The sequence below is a fragment of the Pseudomonas akapageensis genome (assembly GCF_011355085.1).
In the GTDB taxonomy this organism is placed as follows: Bacteria; Pseudomonadota; Gammaproteobacteria; order Pseudomonadales; family Pseudomonadaceae; genus Aquipseudomonas; species Aquipseudomonas akapageensis.
Genome location: NZ_VXCP01000002.1, coordinates 405,096 through 427,025 on the forward strand (window position 1 = coordinate 405,096; position 21,930 = coordinate 427,025).

Here is a 21,930-nt window from a genome sequence, read left to right on the forward strand (position 1 = left end):
AGAAGCGCAATCCTTGTGGGAGCGGCGGTGCGACGACTCGACTTGCCCGCCTTGACGGCCTTGCAGGCAGATCGCAGGCAAGTCGAATCGTCGCACCGCTGCTCCCACAGACATCAAGATCAGAGCGAGAGTGGATGTGAGCAACCGAGCCTTTAACTTCTGCGCAGGTCCTGCTGCGCTCCCTGAAGCTGTCCTGCAGCGCGCCCAGTCCGAGATGCTGAACTGGCGTGGCAAGGGCCTCTCCGTCATGGAGATGAGCCACCGCAGCGACGAATACGTGGCCATCGCCGAAAAGGCCGAGCAGGATCTGCGCGATCTGCTGTCGATCCCGTCCAACTACAAAGTGCTGTTCCTGCAGGGTGGCGCGAGCCAGCAGTTCGCGGAAATCCCGTTGAACCTGCTGCCTGAAGAAGGCACTGCCGACTACATCGAAACCGGCATCTGGTCGAAAAAAGCCATCGAAGAAGCGCGTCGCTTCGGCAACGTCAACGTTGCAGCCAGCGCCAAGCCTTACGATTACCTGGCCATTCCTGGTCAGAACGAGTGGAACCTGACCAAGGGTGCCGCTTACGTTCACTACGCCTCCAACGAAACCATCGGTGGCCTGGAATTCGACTGGGTTCCGCAAACCGGTGATGTTCCGCTGGTGGTGGACATGTCTTCGGACATCCTGTCGCGTCCTATCGATGTTTCGCAGTTCGGCCTGATCTACGCCGGCGCGCAAAAGAACATCGGCCCGAGCGGCCTGGTTGTCGTCATTGTTCGCGAAGACCTGATCGGCCGTGCCCGCAGCACTTGCCCGACCATGCTCGATTACAAGGTCGCCGCCGACAACGGCTCGATGTACAACACCCCGGCCACTTATTCCTGGTACCTCTCGGGCCTGGTTTTCGAGTGGCTGAAAGAGCAGGGTGGCGTCGAGGCCATGGAAGCGCGCAACCGCGCCAAGAAAGACCGCCTGTACGGCTTCATCGACAGCAGCGACTTCTATACCAACCCGATCGCGCACAACGCCCGTTCCTGGATGAACGTTCCGTTCCGCCTGGCGGACGAGCGCCTGGACAAGGCCTTCCTGGCCGGTGCCGATGCGCGTGGTCTGCTCAACCTCAAAGGGCATCGTTCGGTGGGCGGCATGCGCGCTTCCATCTACAACGCCCTGGGTCTGGATGCGGTCGAGGCTCTGGTGGCCTACATGACCGAGTTCGAGAAGGAAAATGCCTGATGTCCGAGCAAGAGCTCAAAGCGCTGCGGGTACGCATTGACAGCCTGGATGAAAAAATCCTCGAGCTGATCAGTGATCGGGCCCGCTGCGCCCAGGAAGTCGCCCGGGTGAAAATGGCTACCCTGGCCGAAGGCGAGGCGCCGGTGTTCTATCGTCCGGAACGCGAAGCCCAGGTGCTCAAGCGCGTCATGCAGCGCAACCAGGGCCCGTTGGGCAACGAAGAGATGGCGCGGTTGTTCCGTGAAATCATGTCCTCGTGCCTGGCGCTGGAACAGCCACTGAAAGTCGCCTATCTGGGGCCGGAGGGTACCTTCACCCAGGCTGCCGCCTTGAAACACTTCGGTCACGCGGTGATCAGCAAGCCGATGGCGGCCATCGATGAAGTGTTCCGTGAAGTCGCTGCCGGGGCGGTGAACTTTGGTGTCGTGCCTGTGGAAAACTCCACTGAAGGCGCAGTCAACCACACCCTCGACAGCTTCCTCGAGCACGACATGGTGATCTGTGGCGAAGTCGAGCTGCGCATTCACCATCACCTGTTGATCGGTGAAAACACCAAGACCGACAGCATCAGTCGTATCTATTCCCATGCCCAGTCCCTGGCCCAGTGCCGCAAGTGGCTGGATGCCCATTACCCGAATGTCGAGCGCGTGGCGGTTTCCAGCAACGCCGAGGCGGCCAAGCGGGTCAAGGGTGAGTGGAATTCGGCGGCGATCGCCGGCGATATGGCGGCGAGCCTGTATGGTTTGACCCATCTGGCCGAAAAGATCGAGGACCGCCCGGACAACTCCACGCGTTTCTTGATGATCGGCAACCAGGAAGTGCCGCCGACCGGCGACGACAAGACCTCGATCATTGTCTCGATGAGCAACAAGCCCGGTGCGCTGCATGAATTGCTGGTGCCGTTCCATGAGAACGGTATCGACCTGACGCGTATCGAAACGCGTCCTTCACGCAGTGGTAAATGGACGTACGTATTCTTCATCGATTTCGTCGGTCATCACCGCGATCCGTTGATCAAGGCAGTGCTTGAGAAAATCAGTCAGGAAGCCGTAGCACTCAAAGTGCTGGGTTCCTACCCGAAAGCGGTTCTCTGAGGTAATACCCATGAGTGATTTCCTCGCCCTTGCGCAGGCGGGCGTACAACAGCTGTCGCCTTATGTTCCGGGCAAACCGGTGGACGAGCTGGCCCGTGAGCTGGACATCGATCCGGCCACCATCGTCAAACTGGCGAGTAACGAGAACCCGCTGGGGGCCAGCCCCAAGGCGCTGGCGGCGATTCGTGAAGCCCTGGCCGAGCTGACCCGTTACCCCGATGGCAACGGTTTCGCCCTCAAGCAACGACTGGCCGAGTGTTGCGGCGTGCAGCCGAACCAGGTCACCCTGGGCAACGGTTCCAACGACATTCTCGAGCTGGTGGCGCGCGCTTACCTGGCGCCGGGTTTGAACGCGGTGTTCAGTGAGCACGCGTTTGCGGTCTATCCGATCGTCACTCAGGCCGTAGGTGCCCGGGCCAAGGTCACTCCGGCCAAGGATTGGGGGCATGACCTGTCGGCGATGCTGGCGGCCATCGATGCCGACACCCGTGTGGTGTTCATCGCCAACCCGAACAACCCGACCGGGACCTGGTTCAGTGCCGAGGCCCTGGACGAATTCCTCCAGGACGTGCCGGGCCATGTGCTGGTGGTGCTGGACGAGGCTTACATCGAGTACGCCGAAGGCGGCGACCTGCCAGACGGCCTGGATTACCTGGCGGCCTACCCGAACCTGCTGGTTTCGCGCACCTTCTCCAAGGCCTACGGCCTGGCGGCGCTGCGGGTCGGTTATGGCTTGTCCTCGCCGGTCATTGCCGACGTGCTCAATCGCGTGCGTCAGCCGTTCAACGTCAACAGCCTGGCCCTTGCCGCTGCCTGTGCTGCGCTGGATGACGCCGAGTACCTGGCCGAGAGCCGTCGCTTGAACGAAGCGGGCATGCAACAGCTGCAGGCTGGCCTGCGTGAGCTGGGGCTTGGCTGGATCGAATCGAAGGGCAACTTCCTTGCCGTGGACCTCGCGCGTGAAGCTGCGCCGGTGTTCCAGGGCTTGTTGCGCGAAGGCGTGATCGTTCGCCCGGTGGCCAACTACGGTATGCCAAACCACCTGCGGGTGACCATTGGCCTGCCGGCCGAGAATGCGCGTTTCCTCGAAGCGCTGAGCAAGGTTCTGGCTCGTGGTTGATGCCTTGCCGGTTCAACAGCCCATCGTTGGCCGCCTGGTCGTGGTCGGCCTCGGCCTGATCGGCGGCTCTTTTGCCAAGGGTTTGCGTGAAAGCGGGCTGTGCCGCGAAGTCGTCGGCGTCGATCTGGACCCGAAATCGCGCAAGCTGGCCGTCGAGCTGGGCGTGGTCGATCGCTGTGACGATGACCTGGCGCGGGCCTGCGAAGGGGCTGATGTCATTCAGCTGGCCGTGCCGATCCTGGCCATGGAGAAGCTGCTCGCCAAACTGGCGCAGTTGAACCTGGGTGGGGCGGTATTGACCGATGTGGGCAGTGCCAAGGGCAATGTGGTGCGGGCGGCAAACGAAGCGTTCGGCGGCAAGCTGGCGCGCTTCGTCCCCGGGCATCCGATTGCCGGCTCCGAGCAGAGCGGGGTAGAGGCCTCCAATGCCAAACTGTTCCGTCGCCACAAGGTCATTCTGACCCCGCTGGCAGATACCGATCCTGCTGCGCTGGCGCTGGTCGACCGGCTCTGGCGTGCGCTGGGTGCGGATGTCGAGCACATGCAGGTCGAGCGCCATGATGAAGTGCTGGCGGCGACCAGCCACCTGCCGCATTTGCTGGCTTTCGGCCTGGTCGATTCGTTGGCCAAGCGCAACGAGAACCTGGAAATTTTCCGCTACGCGGCGGGTGGTTTCCGTGATTTCACACGCATCGCCGGCAGTGATCCGGTGATGTGGCATGACATCTTCCTGGCCAACCGCGAAGCCGTCCTGCGTACGCTCGATACCTTTCGCAGTGACCTCGATGCCTTGCGCGATGCGGTCGATGCCGGCGACGGGCATCAATTACTGGGCGTTTTCACGCGCGCCCGGGTGGCTCGCGAGCATTTCGGCAAGATCCTGGCCCGTCGGGCCTATGTGGATGCCAAGAGCGGCGGCGACCAGGTCTTCCTGGCGAGCCCGGGTGGGCGCCTGTCCGGGCGCGTTCGCGTACCGGGCGACAAATCGATTTCCCATCGTTCGATCATGCTCGGCTCACTCGCCGATGGCGTGACCGAAGTTGAGGGGTTTCTCGAAGGTGAGGATGCGCTGGCAACCTTGCAGGCATTCCGTGACATGGGCGTGGTCATCGAAGGTCCGCACCATGGTCGGGTGACCATTCACGGTGTCGGTCTGAACGGCCTCAAGGCGCCGCCTGGCCCGATCTACCTGGGTAACTCAGGTACTTCCATGCGGTTGCTCGCAGGATTGTTGGCGGCACAAAGCTTCGATTCGGTTTTGACAGGTGATCCGTCCTTGTCCAAACGGCCGATGAATCGGGTTGCCGATCCCTTGCGGCAGATGGGGGCGCAGATCGAAACCGCCGAGCTTGGGCGTCCACCGATGACCATTCGCGGCGGGCAAACACTCAAGGGCGTGAAATACGCACTGCCAATGGCCAGTGCCCAGGTCAAGTCCTGCCTGTTGCTGGCCGGGATTTATGCCGAAGGCCGGACCAGTATCACCGAGCCTGCGCCCACGCGTGACCATACCGAACGCATGCTGCGCGGTTTCGGCTATCCGGTCGGTGTCGAGGGGGCGACTGTTTCGGTCGAGTCCGGGCACAGGCTGGCCGCGGGCCGCATCGAAGTGCCTGGCGATATCTCTTCGGCCGCGTTTTTCCTGGTGGCGGCGTCGATTGCCGAGGGTTCCGAGCTGCTGCTCGAGCACGTCGGCATCAACCCCACCCGCACCGGTGTGATCGATATCCTGCGCCTGATGGGGGCCGATATCTCCCTGGAGAACCCGCGAGAAGTCGGCGGCGAGCCGGTGGCTGACCTGCGCGTGCGTGCGGCCAGGCTCAGGGGAATTGAAATTCCATCGGCGCTGGTGCCGTTGGCGATCGACGAGTTCCCGGTGTTGTTCGTGGCGGCGGCTTGTGCCGAGGGCCGTACGGTATTGCGCGGCGCTGAAGAACTGCGGGTCAAGGAGTCCGACCGTATCCAGGTCATGGCCGATGGTTTGCTGGCCCTGGGTGTGAAGTGTGAGCCGACCCCCGATGGGATTATCATCGAGGGAGGCCAGATTGGCGGCGGTGAAGTCCATGGCCGCGGTGACCACCGGATTGCCATGGCTTTCAGTATCGCCTCGTTGCGCGCCAGTGCGCCGATTCGTATCCATGACTGCGCCAATGTCGCGACGTCTTTTCCCAATTTCCTGGCGCTGTGCGCTCAGGTCGGGGTCCGTGTAGCAAAAGAGGGTAGGTCGTGATTGTGGCTCCGGTTATTACCATTGATGGTCCAAGCGGTTCGGGGAAAGGCACCGTTGCCGGCATCCTGGCCAAGCGTCTGGGGTGGAATCTTCTGGATTCGGGCGCGTTGTATCGCTTGCTGGCCTTTGCTGCCGGCAACCACGGTATCGACCTGACCAACGAAGAGCAGCTCAAGGTGCTGGCCGCTCATCTGGATGTGCAATTCATCGCGGCGACCGAGGGTCAGTTGCAGCGCATCATTCTGGAAGGTGACGAAGTCAGCAACTTCATCCGCACCGAAACCGTCGGCGCCGGCGCTTCGCAGGTTGCGGCACTGCCGGCGGTCCGTGAAGCGCTGCTGCAACGCCAGCGAGCCTTCCAGGAGGCGCCTGGGCTGGTCGCCGATGGGCGTGACATGGGCACGGTGGTCTTCCCCGATGCACCGTTGAAAATCTTCCTGACGGCCAGTGCCGAGGAACGGGCTCGACGCCGTTACTTGCAGTTGAAGGCTGCAGGCAATGATGTTAGTCTGTCGAGTCTGCTAGATGAGATACGTGCGCGTGATGAGCGCGACACCCAGCGAGCGGTGGCCCCGCTCAAACCGGCGGCTGACGCCATACAGCTGGATTCCACGGAATTGTCCATCGAGCAGGTGCTTGAACGCATCACGAGCGAAATCGCACTCCGCGATATCGCCGGGTGACCAAGAAAGCGTGCGGGAGACCAGTCATAGTCCTGCAGGCATTCTTTTACTTGAACGAAACCCGCATTGTCTGGGATGCGGCTGATGGGCGTTTTCTCCGCCCTTATTTACAGGAATTAAAATGAGCGAAAGCTTTGCAGAACTCTTTGAAGAAAGCCTGAAAACCCTCAACCTTCAGCCGGGTGCGATCATCACCGGTATCGTTGTCGATATCGACGGTGACTGGGTTACTGTACACGCCGGTCTGAAATCCGAGGGCGTCATCCCGCTCGAGCAGTTCTACAACGAAGCTGGCGAGCTGACCATCAAGGTCGGTGACGAAGTTCACGTTGCGCTGGACGCGGTCGAAGACGGCTTTGGCGAAACCAAACTGTCCCGTGAAAAAGCCAAGCGCGCTGAGTGCTGGATTGTTCTGGAAGCAGCTTTCGCCGCCGAAGAAGTGGTCAAGGGCGTTATCAACGGTAAGGTTAAAGGCGGCTTCACTGTCGACGTTAACGGCATCCGTGCGTTCCTGCCTGGTTCCCTGGTTGATGTCCGCCCAGTGCGCGACACCACCCACCTGGAAGGTAAAGAGCTCGAGTTCAAGGTCATCAAGCTGGACCAGAAGCGCAACAACGTTGTCGTTTCCCGTCGCAGTGTCCTGGAAGCCGAGAACTCCGCCGAGCGCGAAGCTCTGCTGGAATCCCTGCAGGAAGGTCAGCAAGTCAAAGGTATCGTCAAGAACCTCACCGATTACGGCGCATTCGTCGATCTGGGTGGCGTCGATGGCCTGCTGCACATCACCGACATGGCCTGGAAGCGTATCAAGCACCCATCGGAAATCGTCAATGTTGGCGACGAGATCGATGTCAAGGTTCTGAAGTACGATCGCGAGCGTAACCGTGTATCCCTGGGCCTGAAGCAACTGGGTGAAGACCCATGGGTTGCTATCAAGGCACGTTACCCAGAAAGCACTCGCGTAATGGCGCGTGTAACCAACCTGACCGACTACGGCTGCTTCGCAGAGCTGGAAGAAGGCGTGGAAGGCCTGGTACACGTTTCCGAAATGGACTGGACCAACAAGAACATCCACCCTTCGAAAGTCGTACAAGTCGGCGACGAAGTGGAAGTCATGGTTCTGGACATCGACGAAGAGCGTCGTCGTATCTCCCTCGGCATCAAGCAGTGCAAGTCCAACCCATGGGAAGACTTCTCTGGCCAGTTCAACAAGGGCGATAAAATCTCCGGCACCATCAAGTCGATCACCGATTTCGGTATCTTCATTGGTCTGGACGGCGGCATCGACGGTCTGGTTCACCTGTCCGACATCTCCTGGAACGAAGTGGGCGAAGAAGCCGTACGTCGCTTCAAGAAGGGCGACGAGCTGGACACCGTCATCCTGTCCGTAGATCCAGAGCGTGAGCGCATCTCCCTGGGCATCAAGCAACTGGAAGACGATCCGTTCTCCAACTACGTTGCTGTCAACGACAAAGGCGCTATCGTCAAAGGTACCGTTAAAGAAGTTGACGCCAAGGGCGCTGTCATCACCCTGGCTGATGACATCGAAGCTACTCTGAAAGCCTCCGAAATCAGCCGTGACCGCGTTGAAGACGCGCGTAACGTCCTGAAAGTTGGCGAAGAAGTTGAAGCCAAGATCATCAGTGTTGACCGCAAATCCCGCGTTATCAGCCTCTCCATCAAGTCGAAAGACGATGCTGAAGAGAAAGAAGCTATCCAGAGCCTGAAATCGGCTCCGGAAGCTGCTGCTGCCGATACCACCATGGCTGCACTGCTGCGCGAAGCAATGGCCAAACAGAACTAAGTTCTGCTTGATCATGAAAAAGGGCGACTTCGGTCGCCCTTTTTTGTACCTGAAATTCCTCTCCTTTGCTGGCATTGACACCCGTAGCCGCTGCCGCCAGACTGCGCTGGGCGCAAAGCGCCCCCAATCACCTCGCCCTCCCGAATTTACAACCTCGCCAAAATCCGTACTGTTCAAATCCCTCCGGTCATGCTAAAACCTAGGTAGCACTGATCTAGCTGCTTGATAAAGAAGGGAAAAATATGACGAAGTCGGAACTGATCGAACGTATTGTTACCCATCAAGGGCTGCTCTCATCCAAGGATGTCGAGCTGGCCATCAAGACCATGCTTGAACAAATGTCCCAGTGCCTGGCCACTGGCGATCGCATCGAAATTCGTGGGTTTGGCAGTTTTTCGCTGCATTACCGGGCTCCGCGGGTGGGGCGCAACCCCAAGACCGGGCAGTCGGTTAGCCTGGATGGGAAATTTGTGCCGCACTTCAAGCCGGGGAAGGAGCTGCGGGATCGGGTGAATGAGGATGAGGAGCACGAACTTTAATTCGGATAAAGGGAGCTTTTTTGTGCGCAACCTCAAGCGGTCGATTGTGGTCATGTTTTTCTTGTTGCTTGTGGCTGCAGTATCGATTTTTGTGCTGGAAAATCAGCAGCCTGCATCCCTGGTTTTTTTTGGATTTGCGTTACCTGTGTTGCCGTTATCGGTATTTGTGCTGGTGGCGTTAGTAGTGGGGATGGCCGTAGGGCCATTGTTGGTATTCCTACATCGATTCTCCGGTTTAAACCGACGTTGAAGGAGTTTTTCTACAAGGTTTTCACGTAATTCTATGTAATTCTTACATGTTTAATAAATTTTTTGTAATATGCCTCTGAAATCAGGCGGGTGTAGGTCATTGTCTCCAGTGGCGACTCGTGTGTGATATTTGCATCTTTCGAAATTATAAGAGCGACTCCAGCCAGATAGGGTTGATGATAAATGCAGGGAAATTTACGTGTCGGGCCGACAGGTAGTGAAATTGATCTGGTTGAGTTGATGCGGGGGTTATGGGCGCGCAAGCTGCTTATTGCCGGTGTCACGCTGGTCGGTACGCTACTTGGGCTGCTTTATATCCTGGTTGTCACGCCTGTGTACGAGGCGCAAGGACTTGTCATTCCTCCCACTCAGCACAGCATCGCTGAGTTGAACAATGGACGAAGCGAAGCCGGCCTCCCCGTTTTCACGGTTACGGCTGTGTACGATGTGTTCACCCGAAACTTGCGTTCGGAAATATTGCGTCGACGTTTCTTCGAGGAGCAGTACCTGCCGTCATTGAGTGCTGAAGAGAGGAAAAAGTCCGTCGGGCTGCTGTACAGTGACTTTTCTAAAGCGCTGGGGGTGGCGCTGGTCGACAAAAATGTCTCTGATCGTTACTCCGTCATTGTGCGGTATCCTGATCCGGTAATTGCCGAAAAATGGGCGCAGCTCTACATCGAGCAAGCTGGTGCTGTTGCCCATCAAGAGGTGGTCGACAACGCCATGCGTGAAGCGGAGGTTCGGGCGAAAAACCTTGCGCAACAGATCAATACATTGCGTGAGACCGGTCGCAGGGTGCGTGAGGACTCCGTCATACGCCTGCGTGAGGCGCTACGTATTGCCAATGCGATCGGCTTGCGGGAGCCCCCGATGGTGCCCAACAAGATATCCAACGAAGTATCGTCCGATATGGAGGGGGATTTGACCTTTATGCGGGGCTCCAAGGCTCTTGAGGCAGAACTCAAGAATCTGGAGGATCGTCAATCGGATGACCCGTTTATCGACGGCCTCAGAAAGCTTCAGGCTAATTATGCATTCTATAAAAACCTGGAAATTGATGGCAATAAGCTAAAGGTTTTCCGCTTTGACGGTCCGGTGGATGTGTCGGATGCGCCGGTCAAGCCTAAGCGCGCCCTTAGTGTCTTGGGTGGGGCTTTGATTGGTTTGATTGTCGGTTTGCTGATCGCTTGCGGGGTCCTGCTGTTGGCCAGTCCCGCACCTGCTACACGCGAGACTTGAGGCATTTCAAGGCTTGTAGCTCTTTGTGGTAGTGGAGGGGCAGGTAATGCAGAATTGACATCAAGGGCGGTGCGTGAGCACCGCTTTTTTTTTGGGGGGGGAATATTTTACTCACCCTTCCGGCTCTCCATGCCGTTCTTCCCCATTTTTACGGCTGCACGCGTTGCGCGTCAGTATCGTGGATCCGTCATGGCGGTGATAATCGCCAAGTTGATTTTCTTGTGCCGAGGCCGAACTGCTGAAATGAGCGATAGTCAAAACCGACGCCGGTGATCTGGCGCCACCCTGAGCATGGCATAATGCTATTTCTTGAGTGCATTGAGCTCGCCCTTGGGGTAGGAGCCGGGCCTGCCGATTGGCAAAGTCGGTAGCTGCGCGGGGCAAGGGACGATATGATAACGCGCATCCAGGTGACGGTTTGCTATCGCATGCTCGAGCTGCTCTGATAGGGTTGAGGCTGTGTGGCCGAACTCTATCGTCTGCGCATATCAAGCAGGTGAATTGCCAAGTCAATCCGTTTTTTCAAATTTATAGTTGGAGTATTGGGGATGTCGCTGCACAAGCAAGCCAGCGTAGAGAAGTTCAAAAACAGGAAGGCTCTGATCGGAATTGTTGGGCTTGGTTATGTCGGCTTGCCGCTAATGCTTCGCTATAACGCTATCGGATTCAATGTCCTGGGTATCGATATTGACAGCGGTAAGGTAGCGCGCCTGAACAACGGCGAAAGTTACATTGAGCATATTCCTGCGGCCAAGATTAGTGCTGCGCGCAGCAGCGGGTTCGAAGCAACTACCGATTTTTCCCGTGCCGCAGAGTGCGATGCTCTGATTCTGTGTGTTCCTACTCCGTTGAACAAGTATCGCGAGCCAGACATGAGCTTCGTGATCAATACGACCGACGCTCTCAAACCCTACATGCGAGCAGGCCAGGTCGTCTCGCTGGAGAGCACCACCTACCCGGGTACCACCGAGGAAGAGCTTCTTCCGCGCGTGCAGGAAGGTGGTCTGGTAGTGGGTGAAGACATCTTCCTGGTGTACTCGCCAGAGCGTGAAGATCCTGGGAACCCGAACTTCGAAACCCGGACAATTCCGAAGATTATCGGCGGTGACACTGCCGCCTGTCTGGAGGTCGGCATCGCCTTGTACGAGCAGGCAATCGACAAGGTCGTTACAGTCAGCTCAACCAAGGCTGCCGAAATGACCAAATTGCTGGAAAACATTCATCGCGCTGTGAACATCGGCCTGGTCAATGAAATGAAAATCGTTGCCGACCGCATGGGTATCGATATTTTTGAGGTTGTAGATGCCGCAGCGACTAAGCCGTTTGGCTTCACTGCATACTACCCGGGGCCGGGGCTAGGTGGTCACTGTATTCCCATCGACCCTTTCTATCTGACCTGGAAAGCCCGTGAGTATGGCTTGCATACACGTTTCATCGAGCTGTCGGGTGAGGTCAACCAGGCGATGCCCGAGTATGTGGTCGGTAAGTTGGTGGATGGTTTGAATGATCAGGGCAAGGCGTTGAAAGGCAGCAGGGTTCTGGTGCTGGGTATTGCCTATAAGAAAAATGTCGATGACATGCGTGAGTCTCCATCTGTTGAGATCATGGAGTTACTCGAAGCCAAAGGTTGTGTAGTGGCATACAGCGATCCGCACGTTCCGGTTTTCCCGACCATGCGCGAGCACAGCTTTGCCCTGAGCAGCGAGCCACTGAATACGGAAAATCTTGCCAGCTTCGATGCTGTGGTGTTGGCTACTGATCACGACAAATTCGATTATGATCTGATCAAGTCGTCGGCGCGCCTGATCATCGACAGCCGGGGCAAATACCGCGACAGCGCGGCACACATTATCAAGGCCTGATTTCAATGAAAGTGGCCCGGATCGACGCTGCGGTTTGCTTCCGGGCTGCTTAGAAGGATATTTCTCACAATGAAGAATTTCGCTCTCATCGGCGCTGCCGGTTACATTGCTCCAAGACACATGCGTGCCATCAAGGACACTGGCAATGTGTTGGTATCTGCTTACGATATCAATGACTCGGTCGGGATCATCGATAGCATTTCGCCTGACAGCGAATTTTTCACCGAATTCGAGCGATTCCAGGAGCATGCTTGCCGAATCAAGCGCGATCCCTCGACGGCCCTGGATTATGTCGCCATCTGCTCGCCCAATTATCTGCACCACGCCCATATTGCCGCTGGCTTGCGTTTGGGGTGCGATGTTATTTGTGAAAAGCCACTTGTTCCAAGTTCTGCACTTCTGGATGAGTTGGCACTCATCGAAAAGGAGACGGGGAAGCGGGTTTACAACATACTCCAACTTCGTCACCACCAGGCGATTCTCGACCTGAAAGCAAAGGTTGCCGAGCAGCAGCGTGAGCAGAAATATGAGGTCGAATTGACCTACATTACTTCGCGTGGCAACTGGTACATGGAGAGCTGGAAAGGCGATCCACGCAAGTCATTCGGCGTGGCAACCAATATCGGTGTGCACTTCTACGATATGTTGCACTTCATCTTCGGTAAGTTGCAGCGCAATGTCGTGCATTATGCCGACAACTACAAGGCCGCCGGGTATCTCGAGTACGAAAAGGCCCGGGTTCGCTGGTTTCTGTCCATTGATGCCAATGATTTGCCGGAGATCGTTAAAGGGAAAAAGCCTACCTACCGCTCCATCACGGTTGATGGTGATGAGATAGAGTTTTCCGAAGGATTTACCGATCTTCATACCATCAGCTACGAGGAAATCCTTGCGGGTAGAGGCTATGGAATAGAGGACGCTCGTCATTGTGTGGAAACGGTAGAGGTTATTCGTACATCCGTCCCTTCCGTGCCTTCTCCGGGTGAGGCCCACCCTTTTCTCGCTTCGCTGACGCGAGATTGACGCGGTAGAGATTGAGGCTGAACTGAATGCCAGGCACGGGACGCTCCGTGCCGGTTCAGGAGCTGCGTTGAAACAATGGTAATCAAAATTTGAACGTATAGACCTAATTACTGTTATTGAGCGTAATTTCGTGTTCAGATTTGATGTGGAAGTCTTGGCGAAAGAGAGGAAAGGCCTTGCATACTCAGCATTCTAGCGCAATTGTCGACCCTGGAGCCGTAATTGGTGAGGGGACGCGTATATGGCACTTCGTGCATGTATGTTCCGGCGCGCGCATCGGGAAAGGTGTTTCTCTGGGACAAAATGTATTTGTAGGAAACAAAGTGGTTATCGGTGATAACTGCAAGATACAGAATAATGTTTCGGTTTATGACGATGTCGTGCTGGAAGATGGCGTTTTTTGTGGGCCGAGTATGGTATTTACCAATGTCTACAATCCTCGGTCATTGATTGAGCGAAAAAGTGAGTATCGCAGTACAATTGTGAGGAAGGGTGCAACTCTAGGAGCTAACTGCACGATTGTCTGTGGTGTGGAAATCGGCGAGTTTGCGTTTGTCGGGGCAGGTGCGGTCATTAACAAGAATGTTCCAGCTTATGCATTGATGGTTGGGGTACCTGCCCGTCAAATTGGCTGGATGAGTCGGTATGGTGAACAGCTCGACCTGCCACTGGTGGGGGAGGGTGTTGTCGTATGTCCGCATACCCAGGAGCGCTACATCCTTTCGGCAGGACAGGTAACCAGGGAGGCAGTTGGCAATGATTGAATTTATCGATTTAAAATCTCAACAGTTGCGTATCAAAAAGCAACTGGATGAAGCGATCCAACGTGTTCTGGCTCATGGTCAGTACATTCTTGGCCCGGAAGTTGCTGAGCTGGAGACTCGCCTGGCTGACTTTACGGGAGCCAAATATTGTATTACCTGCGCCAATGGTACCGACGCCTTGCAAATTGCCTTAATGGCACTCGGGGTTGGGGCCGGCGACGAGGTCATCACGCCCGGTTTCACCTACATCGCAACTGCCGAAACCGTAGCCTTGCTAGGCGCCAAGCCTGTGTATGTTGACGTTGATCCTCGCACATATACGCTCGACCCAACGCTGCTGGAAAGTGCGATTACCCCCCGAACCAAGGCAATCATTCCGGTTTCATTGTATGGGCAATGTGCGGATTTTGATGCTATCAATGAGATAGCGAGCCGTCATGGTGTACCGGTTATTGAGGATGCCGCTCAAAGCTTTGGTGCCACATATAAAGGGCAGCGCTCATGCAATCTGAGCACTATTGCCTGTACCAGCTTCTTTCCGAGCAAGCCGTTGGGATGCTACGGCGATGGTGGTGCGATTTTTACCAATGATGATGGGCTTGCCAAGGTCATTCGGCAAATCGCGCGACATGGACAGGAGCGTCGCTATCATCATGTGCGTGTCGGGGTAAATAGCCGGCTGGATACCTTGCAGGCAGCTGTCCTTCTCGAAAAGCTGGCAATCTTCGCCGAAGAGATCGAGTCGCGTCAGCGGGTTGCGAATGAGTACGACCGCCTGTTGACTGAAGCGGGTTTTGCCGTACCGTTTATTGAAGACTTCAATACAAGTGTCTATGCGCAGTACACCGTATGTGTCGACGATCGTGATATCGTTCAGGAACGCCTGTTGGCACAAGATGTTCCGACTGTTGTCCACTATCCTGTCCCCTTGAACAAGCAGATCGCGGTCGCGGATGCGGATGCCCACTTGCCAGTAGGTGATCAAGTAGCAGAAAAAGTACTGAGCCTGCCTATGCACCCTTATCTGGAATCATCTCAGATCGAACGAATTGTTTCGATGCTGACTGCGGTCCGTGAGTCGATTAATTGATTCGTAAACTGGCGATCTCGTCGTATTGGCGAGATATCGTGCTTCAGGCCTCAGGGAATAGCATTGCTCAGGTAATCGGAGTGGTCGGTATTCCCTTGTTGTCCAGGCTTTACACGCCTGAGGACTTCGCTACGCAGAACATTTTTTTGCAGCTTGTTATGTTTCTTGCGGGCGTCATGACCTGGCGTTATGAGTATTTCTTTCAGATGCTCAAGAGTCAGGATCAGGCCCGCTTGTTGCTGCAAAGCATAATGAAAGTTGGTGTGCTGACAGGCATTGCGTACACCTTCATTTTATATGTTTCCTTGCAGGCATGGAGCGGGGTATTCGTGTCGAGGGCTTCCCAGTCCTATATGCTGCTGGCGCCCCTGACGGCCCTATTTGTTTCGCTGGCACTAGCACTTCAAAATAATATGCAGCGGCGTGGTGATTTTCGAGTTTCTGCAGTCTCTGAGATCTTCGGTAAGTTTGCCTACGTAACAGCCGGGGGCGGGCTGAGTCTTATCGGAGGAGCAGGCCTAGTTGTCACGACGTTGTTCAGTGCAGTGGCGAAAGTTGTTTATATTGCTTGGTATTCGAAAGATCTTTTGCTGATCAGGGCTGATAAGGGATCTGCTCACGAGCATCCTTCGAACGTCCATCGGCGAGGTGCAAACGCAATGGTGGCCTCGCACCTTCTGTTAACGGTCAGTAGTGCGGCGCCTATTTTCTTTATTTCCTATCATTATGGCGCAGAGGTCCTGGGGCAATTCACCATGGTCATGACCACGATATTCTTGCCGTCAGGACTTCTGGGACTTGCAATCGGACAGGTTTTCTATCAGCGCGCCGCGGCCAGTTCGAATGATCCCGGTGTCGTGCTTGGACTATGGTTGAGTACACTGAAGCGACTGGCGCTTGTCGGCTTTCCGATTTATTTAATTGCGTCGTTATTATCGACCTTTATCTATCCTCTAGTCTTGGGGGGGCAGTGGGAGGATGCGGGGCGCTACGCACAGTTGTTTTCGGTTGCCGCATTTTTCGCCTTTATCAGTACTCCGCTGGATAGAGTGTCCCTCGTACTGAATGTCTCTTACTATCTGCCGTCACTACATACGTTGCGACTACTGTTGTCGATACTTACATTTTGTCTGGCGTTGTATTTTGACATGACCTTCATGGGGTTTTTGCTCGTGCACACTATTCAGATGTCGGTCGTTTACCTGATTGATTTGTTGATGGGGCGCTATTTTCTTGGGAAGGCCAAAGGGGCGTGTGGTGTGATGTAGCGCCTACGATGTTGTTGTTTTTAATTAATTGTGTTCGACAACAAGGAAGTTGGTTGAGAGTGCAGGAGGTCGCATTGAGCTTCATTGAGTCGGTCTGTTCGGAAAAAGAGCGTTCTTGGTCAGTATCCAAAGATCGCCTGTTGTTAATGTTTTGGGTTTTTGTCTATGGGGGGTCTATCGTCCTCGGGCATGAAAAGTATCTGGCGGTTGAGCAGACGTTCTGGGGATATGGTCAGCCCTATTATGATCTTGTAACACTACTGGTGGCATTCTTGTTTCTGATGGTTTCGGCTGCCTTTCTGCCACTGAGTTTTGAGAGGCCGTCATCGTTATTTATTTATGCTATTTTCTTCTTTGTATACGTTCCGTCGTTGATGATTGCGATGCTGAGTCATGAGGATTCGCTGGATAGATATTTCTGGCTTTTTTTTAATTTTTCAGTAGGTCTTGTGGTCTGCTGTATCGCCGTCCGTTGTGGCGGAGCTTTTAAAGAGGGGAATAAGCATCCCTCTGAGCTTGTGGTGTATGTCAGCTTGCTGGGGGGGGGGCTCTGCTTTGCCATTCTCTATGCTACGTACGGTGCAATTCTTTCCTTTTCTGGACTGGATCAAGTCTATCAGCAGCGGGAGGCCGGTGCTGCGACGTCGTTGTTTGTTGGATATTGCCAAGTCTATCTGGCCTACGTTTTTTCCCCATGCCTGTTTGTCATCGGTCTACTATACAAGCGCTTTCTACTTTTACTTGGAGGGCTTGCGGGGTTCGTGTTCGTCTACATGATAACTGCAGAAAGGACTGTCCTTTTGTTGCCGTTCGCACTTTTTTTCATATTCCTGATGTTCAAGTGGCGTGGTTTTGGGGCAAAAAATTCCCGCAACTTATTCGCTGTTGGGGCACTTGGAGTGGTTTTGGTTTCGTCTTTGTTTGACATATCCGGTGTGTTTAATCAACTGGGTTTCTATTATTTTACACGGCTGATTGCGGTTCCTGGGTTGTTCGTGAGTCAGTACTACGATTTTTTTTCAGTGGAGGGTTATACGTACTGGTCCCATGTAACGTTCATTGGTGGGCTTGTCGAGACACCATTGGCTTATGTGGGGGATGAGAAGTGGCCTGCGCTTGGGAAAATTATTGCCGAGCGGGTGATGGGGGTCGAGAGTCAGTCGAACGCGAGTTTTGTTGCTACTGATGGTGTTGCGGCACTTGGAAGTATAGGCGTTTTTTTAATTTTCCTTGTCTATTCTATTTGGCTGTTAGTGTTGGATAGGGTAGCGAACGGCTGGAGCAAGATGTTTGTAATCATGGTGCTTTTTCCGTTGGCATTCCTGTCTACCAATGGTTCGATGTTTACAATGCTGACCTCTTTTGGTGGAGTGTTCTGGCTTTCGGTTTTCTTTGCGGACAAATATAGTATTCGCTTGACGAGGGGGCGAAATGAATGATCGGATATCTCTATTCTAGGGTGTTAAAGAAGCTTCGGGGGAAAGCGGTTCGTCATTCGTCGATTCCGTCCACTTCCAAGGTCGAATCGGGCTGCACTGTGATCAACAGCGAATTCGGCGAGCATTCCTTCTGTGGTTATGATTGTTCGTTCATTCATACGTCGGTTGGGCGTTTCTGTTCAATTGCAAGTCGTGTTGTCGTCGGGGGCGCGCGCCATCCTATCGAGTATGTATCTACCAGCCCCGTCTTTCTCGCGCACAAAGAAAGCATCAACAAGAAGTTTTCCCGGCATGACTACCATTGGGAGCCGAAAACCGTTATCGGGCACGATGTCTGGATTGGCGAGGGGGTCTATGTGAAGGGCGGAGTCACGATCGGTGTGGGCTCGGTCATCGGCATGGGCAGTGTCGTGACCAAGGATGTCCCACCGTACGCAATCTATGCGGGTAACCCGGCGCGATTGATTCGTTACCGCTTCTCCGAGGCTATCATTACTGGGTTGTTGAAGAGTCGATGGTGGGAGTACTCTGACGAGAAGCTGACGGCCGTTGCTGCTCAATTCAATGATCCGGAAGCCTTCTTGAAAAGCCAAAATTTGTTATGAAAATAATACATCTCTGTTTGTCCTGCTTTTACATTGACAATTATCGCTACCAGGAAAACGAACTGGTGCGAGAACATGTCTCCGCAGGTCATGACGTGCTAGTCGTGGCCTCGACAGAAACTTATGTCGACAACCTCTCTCTCGGTTATGTCGCGGCGGGTGAATATATGGGAAGCGATGGCGCCAAAGTCATCAGGTTACCTTACGCCGGCCCGTTCCCATTTTTCATCAAGAAAAAGCTGAGGGTTCACCCAGGGGTCGCTGAGATTCTTCAGCATTTCTCTCCCGATGTCATCGTGTTTCATGGGTTGTGCGGCTGGGAACTGCGTACTGTTGCCAGGTACAAACGCGACAATCCGCGGGTGCGCTTGTACGTGGATAGTCATGAGGATGCCAATAATAGTGCGGTTGGTAAACTCTCCAAAGTCCTGCACCGCTACTACTACCGCCCGATCATTCGCCGTGCATTGCCTTTGATCGATAAAGTGCTGTGTATATCCTTGGAGACTATTGATTTTTGCAGGCGACAATACGGCATCCCCCAGAAAGATATGGAGTTCTTTCCGCTGGGCGGCTATATCGCCGATGACGCAACCTACCAAGCGAATCGTTCGCAGACCAGAGGAGAACTGCAGCTGGAGGAGGGGCAGACAGTTTTTCTGCAGTCTGGGAAGTTCGACAGCAAGAAGAAGCTCGTCGAAAGCCTGACCGCCTTTTCGGCGACCCGGTCCCAGAGCATGCGCTTCTTGGTCGTCGGTCGTGTCCATGAGTCGATTGAGCAGCAAGTCAGTAAGCTCTCCTCGGCGGACCCTCGAGTGCAATACCTGGGTTGGAAGACTGCCGATGAGCTGTACCGTCTGCTGTGCGCGGCCGATGTCTATGTCCAGCCAGGTAGTCAATCTGCCACTATGCAGATGAGCCTCTGTGCTCGGAGACCAGTAGTGATAGCGGATGTGCCGAGTCATCAGCCATTTGTAAAAGGCAATGGCTGGAAGGTCAGCAATCAGCAACAGTTGACGAATGCGTTCACGTCCATTGAAAAGGACCCATCGATGCTGGAGGAAATGTCACAGCGCTCTTTGGAAATCGCGTCCGACCTTTTAGACTATCGCCGTATGGCGAAGCGCCTTTTGGTTTAACCACGGAATCTACGATGTCCCACTACCAGATCTGTACCCAATGCATCATGGATACGCGTGATCCTCGTATCACGTTTGATGCCAATGGGGTCTGTGATTACTGCAATAATTTCAACACCACGATTAAACCGAACTGGCATACCGACCAGCGTGGTGAAGCTGAACTCATGGCGCTTGCTCAAAAGATCAAGGCTCATGGTCGCGGCAAGGACTTCGACTGCATCATCGGCTTGAGTGGCGGCTTGGATAGCTCGTATGCCGCTTATGTCGCCAAGGAGAAGATGGGCCTGAGGCCACTGTTGTTTCATGTCGATGCGGGATGGAACACCGACCAGGCTGTGGGTAATATTGAAAAGCTGGTGGACGGTCTCGGTCTTCACCTCTATACCGAGGTAGTCAACTGGGAGGAAATGAAGGATCTGCAAGTAGCCTTCCTACGTTCTCAGATTGCTGACCAGGACCTGCCGCAAGATGCTGCGTTTTTCTCAGGCCTGTATAAATTTGCACGTGAAAATAAGATTAAATACATACTGACAGGGGCAAACTACTCCACAGAGTGCTGCCGCGAACCTGAAGAGTGGGGTGGGTACCCGGGTATCGATACAACCTTATTTAAAGATATTCACAAGAAATTTGGCACCCGGAAGCTCAAGAGCTTCCCGCTGATCGATATTCTCATTTATAAGGTTTTTTATCAGCGTGTTCTGGGGATGGAAGTGGTCAAACCACTTAACCTTGTACCCTATATCAAGAAAGATGCTGAGGATACCCTTGAGCAGCGCTTTGGCTGGAAGCGGTTCAAACATAAACACCATGAGTCACGGTTTACGCGCTTCTATGAGGATTACTGGATGCCGCGTAAATTTGGCTACGAGAAGCGTCGTGCACATTTTTCGAGCCTGATCATGACCGGCCAGATGACCCGGGAAGCCGCCCTGGAGCGAATCGCCTCACCCGAATTGGACGAGCAGTTTCTCAAGGGTGAGTTCGAGTATGTGGCAAACAAGCTGGACCTGACGGTCGAGCAGCTGCAGGAAGTTTTCGCCGGTGAGAACAAAACGTACCGCAATTACCGCAACAAGCGCTTCCTTATCGGCGTCGGTTCGCGTGTAATGAGCGCTTTGGGCTTGGAAAGAAGGCTGTTCAGATGATCACGATCATCGATTACGGATTGGGTAACATCCAGGCGTTTGTCAATGTCTACAAGCGCTTGAACATTCCCGTGAGCGTTGCCAGGCAGGCAGATGACCTCACTGGTGCGCAACGCCTGATCCTCCCGGGAGTCGGTGCTTTCGACCACGCCATGGAGCGCCTCGACGCATCCGGTATGCGTCCCGCCCTGGAGCATATGGTTCGCGAGGACAAAGTACCTGTACTGGGTATATGCGTTGGGATGCAAATCCTGGCGTCCGCGAGTGACGAAGGTTCGTTGCCCGGTCTGGATTGGGTGAGTGGCCGGGTCAAGTCCTTCGCCAGTGCGCCGGGTCTGAAAGACTTGCCGTTGCCACACATGGGCTGGAATGATGTGCGCCCGCTGACAGGCTCCGCGCTATTCAAGGGTATGGAAAACGATGCGAGATTCTACTTCCTGCACTCGTTCTACTTCGATTGCGAAGGTGCCGAGGGGGCAGCGGCATCAGCATCCTATGGCCAGGATTTTGTCTGCGCGGTCGCACAAGGCAACGTTTTCGGAGTTCAGTTCCACCCGGAAAAAAGCCATCACTGGGGTTCCAACCTCCTGAAGAACTTCGCGGAAATTTGACATGCTCAGGCCCAGAATTATTCCTTGCCTCCTGATTCAGGATGGTGGACTGGTCAAGACCGTCCGCTTCAAAGACCCTAAATATGTGGGTGACCCGATCAATGCGGTCAAGATTTTCAATGAAAAGGAAGCCGACGAGCTGGTTGTACTGGATATCGATGCCTCGGTAAGGGGCGCGGAGCCAAACTACAAGCAGATTGCAAATCTGGCCGCAGAATGCCGCATGCCACTTTGTTATGGTGGCGGTGTGCGTACTCCTGAACAGGCAAGAAAAATCATCAGCTTGGGTGTAGAGAAGGTTGCAATCAGTGCCGCAGCGCTGGAGAACCCGCATCTGATCACTCGGATCTCTCAGGAAATAGGTCGGCAGAGTGTTGTGGTGGTCCTTGATCACAAACGGCGTTTGCTGGGTAACACTCAGGATGTCTGGACCCACAACGGAACTCGTAACACCAAACGCCCGGTACTTGATGTTGCGGCAGAGATGGCGGAGCTTGGAGCAGGTGAAATTGTTATCAATTCGATAGATAACGATGGTCGCATGAAAGGGTACGATGTCGGCTTGGCTGCGAAATTGCGTCAGACCGTCAAGATCCCAATCACCATCCTCGGTGGCGGTGGTTCGCTTGATGACATGCAAAAGGTCATTGCTGAATGTGGTGTGGTGGGAGTTTCAGCTGGTAGTTTCTTTGTGTTCAAGGGGCCTTACCGTGCTGTATTGATCAGCTATCCAAGCGCACAACAAAAGGACGACCTCATCTTCTCGGCCCTGCAGTCAAACTGACAGGCGCTTGCATAGAA

Annotated in this window: 20 protein-coding genes; all 20 read left to right on the top strand. The window is 54.6% G+C overall.

Annotated features, from left to right (window positions below; translation table 11 throughout):
• The first annotated feature begins 136 nt into the window (after positions 1 to 136).
• The 20 genes from serC to F2S13_RS03840 all read left to right on the top strand — a co-directional run bounded on the left by serC (position 137) and on the right by F2S13_RS03840 (position 21,913).
• Positions 137 to 1,222 carry a 3-phosphoserine/phosphohydroxythreonine transaminase gene (serC, locus tag F2S13_RS03745; RefSeq protein ID WP_166359106.1) on the top strand — a complete coding sequence of 362 codons (1,086 nt, stop codon included), beginning with the start codon at positions 137 to 139 and terminating at the stop codon, positions 1,220 to 1,222.
• The gene (gene pheA / locus F2S13_RS03750; RefSeq protein WP_166359107.1) at positions 1,222 to 2,316 is read left to right on the top strand and encodes a prephenate dehydratase; all 1,095 of its coding nucleotides are present in this window, start codon (positions 1,222 to 1,224) and stop codon (positions 2,314 to 2,316) included. Before serC ends, pheA begins: the two co-directional genes overlap by 1 nt.
• A 10-nt stretch (positions 2,317 to 2,326) precedes the next feature.
• Positions 2,327 to 3,436: a histidinol-phosphate transaminase gene (hisC, locus tag F2S13_RS03755; protein ID WP_166359108.1), complete on the top strand. Its 1,110-nt coding sequence runs from the start codon at positions 2,327 to 2,329 to the stop codon at positions 3,434 to 3,436.
• 22 nt (positions 3,437 to 3,458) lie between these two features.
• Entirely contained in the window at positions 3,459 to 5,666 is a 2,208-nt protein-coding gene (locus F2S13_RS03760) for a bifunctional prephenate dehydrogenase/3-phosphoshikimate 1-carboxyvinyltransferase (protein ID WP_166359213.1), read from the top strand.
• Complete coding sequence (gene cmk / locus F2S13_RS03765) at positions 5,663 to 6,349, top strand: (d)CMP kinase (protein ID WP_166359109.1); 687 nt, start codon at positions 5,663 to 5,665, stop codon at positions 6,347 to 6,349. Before F2S13_RS03760 ends, cmk begins: the two co-directional genes overlap by 4 nt.
• 121 nt (positions 6,350 to 6,470) lie before the next feature.
• Entirely contained in the window at positions 6,471 to 8,150 is a 1,680-nt protein-coding gene (gene rpsA / locus F2S13_RS03770) for a 30S ribosomal protein S1 (protein ID WP_166359110.1), read from the top strand.
• A gap of 242 nt (positions 8,151 to 8,392) precedes the next feature.
• Complete coding sequence (ihfB, locus tag F2S13_RS03775; RefSeq protein ID WP_166359111.1) at positions 8,393 to 8,689, top strand: integration host factor subunit beta; 297 nt, start codon at positions 8,393 to 8,395, stop codon at positions 8,687 to 8,689.
• A 22-nt stretch (positions 8,690 to 8,711) separates the two neighbouring features.
• Positions 8,712 to 8,939: a lipopolysaccharide assembly protein LapA domain-containing protein gene (locus F2S13_RS03780; RefSeq protein WP_166359112.1), complete on the top strand. Its 228-nt coding sequence runs from the start codon at positions 8,712 to 8,714 to the stop codon at positions 8,937 to 8,939.
• Positions 8,940 to 9,121: 182 nt separating this feature from the next.
• Positions 9,122 to 10,177 carry an LPS O-antigen chain length determinant protein WzzB gene (locus F2S13_RS03785; protein ID WP_166359113.1) on the top strand — a complete coding sequence of 352 codons (1,056 nt, stop codon included), beginning with the start codon at positions 9,122 to 9,124 and terminating at the stop codon, positions 10,175 to 10,177.
• 548 nt (positions 10,178 to 10,725) lie between these two features.
• On the top strand, positions 10,726 to 12,039 hold the full coding sequence (gene wbpA / locus F2S13_RS03790; RefSeq protein WP_166359114.1) for a UDP-N-acetyl-D-glucosamine 6-dehydrogenase: 1,314 nt from the start codon (positions 10,726 to 10,728) through the stop codon (positions 12,037 to 12,039).
• A 69-nt stretch (positions 12,040 to 12,108) separates the two neighbouring features.
• The gene (wbpB, locus tag F2S13_RS03795) at positions 12,109 to 13,062 is read left to right on the top strand and encodes a UDP-N-acetyl-2-amino-2-deoxy-D-glucuronate oxidase (protein ID WP_166359115.1); all 954 of its coding nucleotides are present in this window, start codon (positions 12,109 to 12,111) and stop codon (positions 13,060 to 13,062) included.
• 143 nt (positions 13,063 to 13,205) lie between these two features.
• Positions 13,206 to 13,826, top strand: coding sequence for an acyltransferase (locus tag F2S13_RS03800; protein WP_166359116.1), 621 nt, complete (start codon positions 13,206 to 13,208; stop codon positions 13,824 to 13,826).
• The gene (locus tag F2S13_RS03805; RefSeq protein WP_166359117.1) at positions 13,819 to 14,916 is read left to right on the top strand and encodes a DegT/DnrJ/EryC1/StrS family aminotransferase; all 1,098 of its coding nucleotides are present in this window, start codon (positions 13,819 to 13,821) and stop codon (positions 14,914 to 14,916) included. The genes F2S13_RS03800 and F2S13_RS03805 overlap by 8 nt, the downstream gene beginning before the upstream one ends.
• Complete coding sequence (locus F2S13_RS03810; protein WP_218583791.1) at positions 14,913 to 16,184, top strand: oligosaccharide flippase family protein; 1,272 nt, start codon at positions 14,913 to 14,915, stop codon at positions 16,182 to 16,184. Before F2S13_RS03805 ends, F2S13_RS03810 begins: the two co-directional genes overlap by 4 nt.
• A 74-nt stretch (positions 16,185 to 16,258) precedes the next feature.
• Complete coding sequence (locus F2S13_RS03815) at positions 16,259 to 17,623, top strand: hypothetical protein (RefSeq protein WP_246237720.1); 1,365 nt, start codon at positions 16,259 to 16,261, stop codon at positions 17,621 to 17,623.
• Positions 17,620 to 18,228, top strand: a complete 609-nt coding sequence (locus tag F2S13_RS03820; protein WP_166359118.1) for a CatB-related O-acetyltransferase — start codon at positions 17,620 to 17,622, stop codon at positions 18,226 to 18,228. Before F2S13_RS03815 ends, F2S13_RS03820 begins: the two co-directional genes overlap by 4 nt.
• 65 nt (positions 18,229 to 18,293) lie before the next feature.
• Positions 18,294 to 19,367 (top strand): glycosyltransferase family 4 protein, encoded by a 1,074-nt coding sequence (locus F2S13_RS03825; RefSeq protein ID WP_343047179.1) that lies wholly within the window; start codon positions 18,294 to 18,296, stop codon positions 19,365 to 19,367.
• 14 nt (positions 19,368 to 19,381) lie between these two features.
• Positions 19,382 to 20,518, top strand: coding sequence for an N-acetyl sugar amidotransferase (locus tag F2S13_RS03830; protein ID WP_166359120.1), 1,137 nt, complete (start codon positions 19,382 to 19,384; stop codon positions 20,516 to 20,518).
• On the top strand, positions 20,515 to 21,129 hold the full coding sequence (gene hisH / locus F2S13_RS03835) for an imidazole glycerol phosphate synthase subunit HisH (RefSeq protein ID WP_166359121.1): 615 nt from the start codon (positions 20,515 to 20,517) through the stop codon (positions 21,127 to 21,129). Before F2S13_RS03830 ends, hisH begins: the two co-directional genes overlap by 4 nt.
• A 1-nt stretch (position 21,130) precedes the next feature.
• Entirely contained in the window at positions 21,131 to 21,913 is a 783-nt protein-coding gene (locus tag F2S13_RS03840; RefSeq protein ID WP_166359122.1) for an AglZ/HisF2 family acetamidino modification protein, read from the top strand.
• Positions 21,914 to 21,930 lie beyond the last annotated feature (17 nt).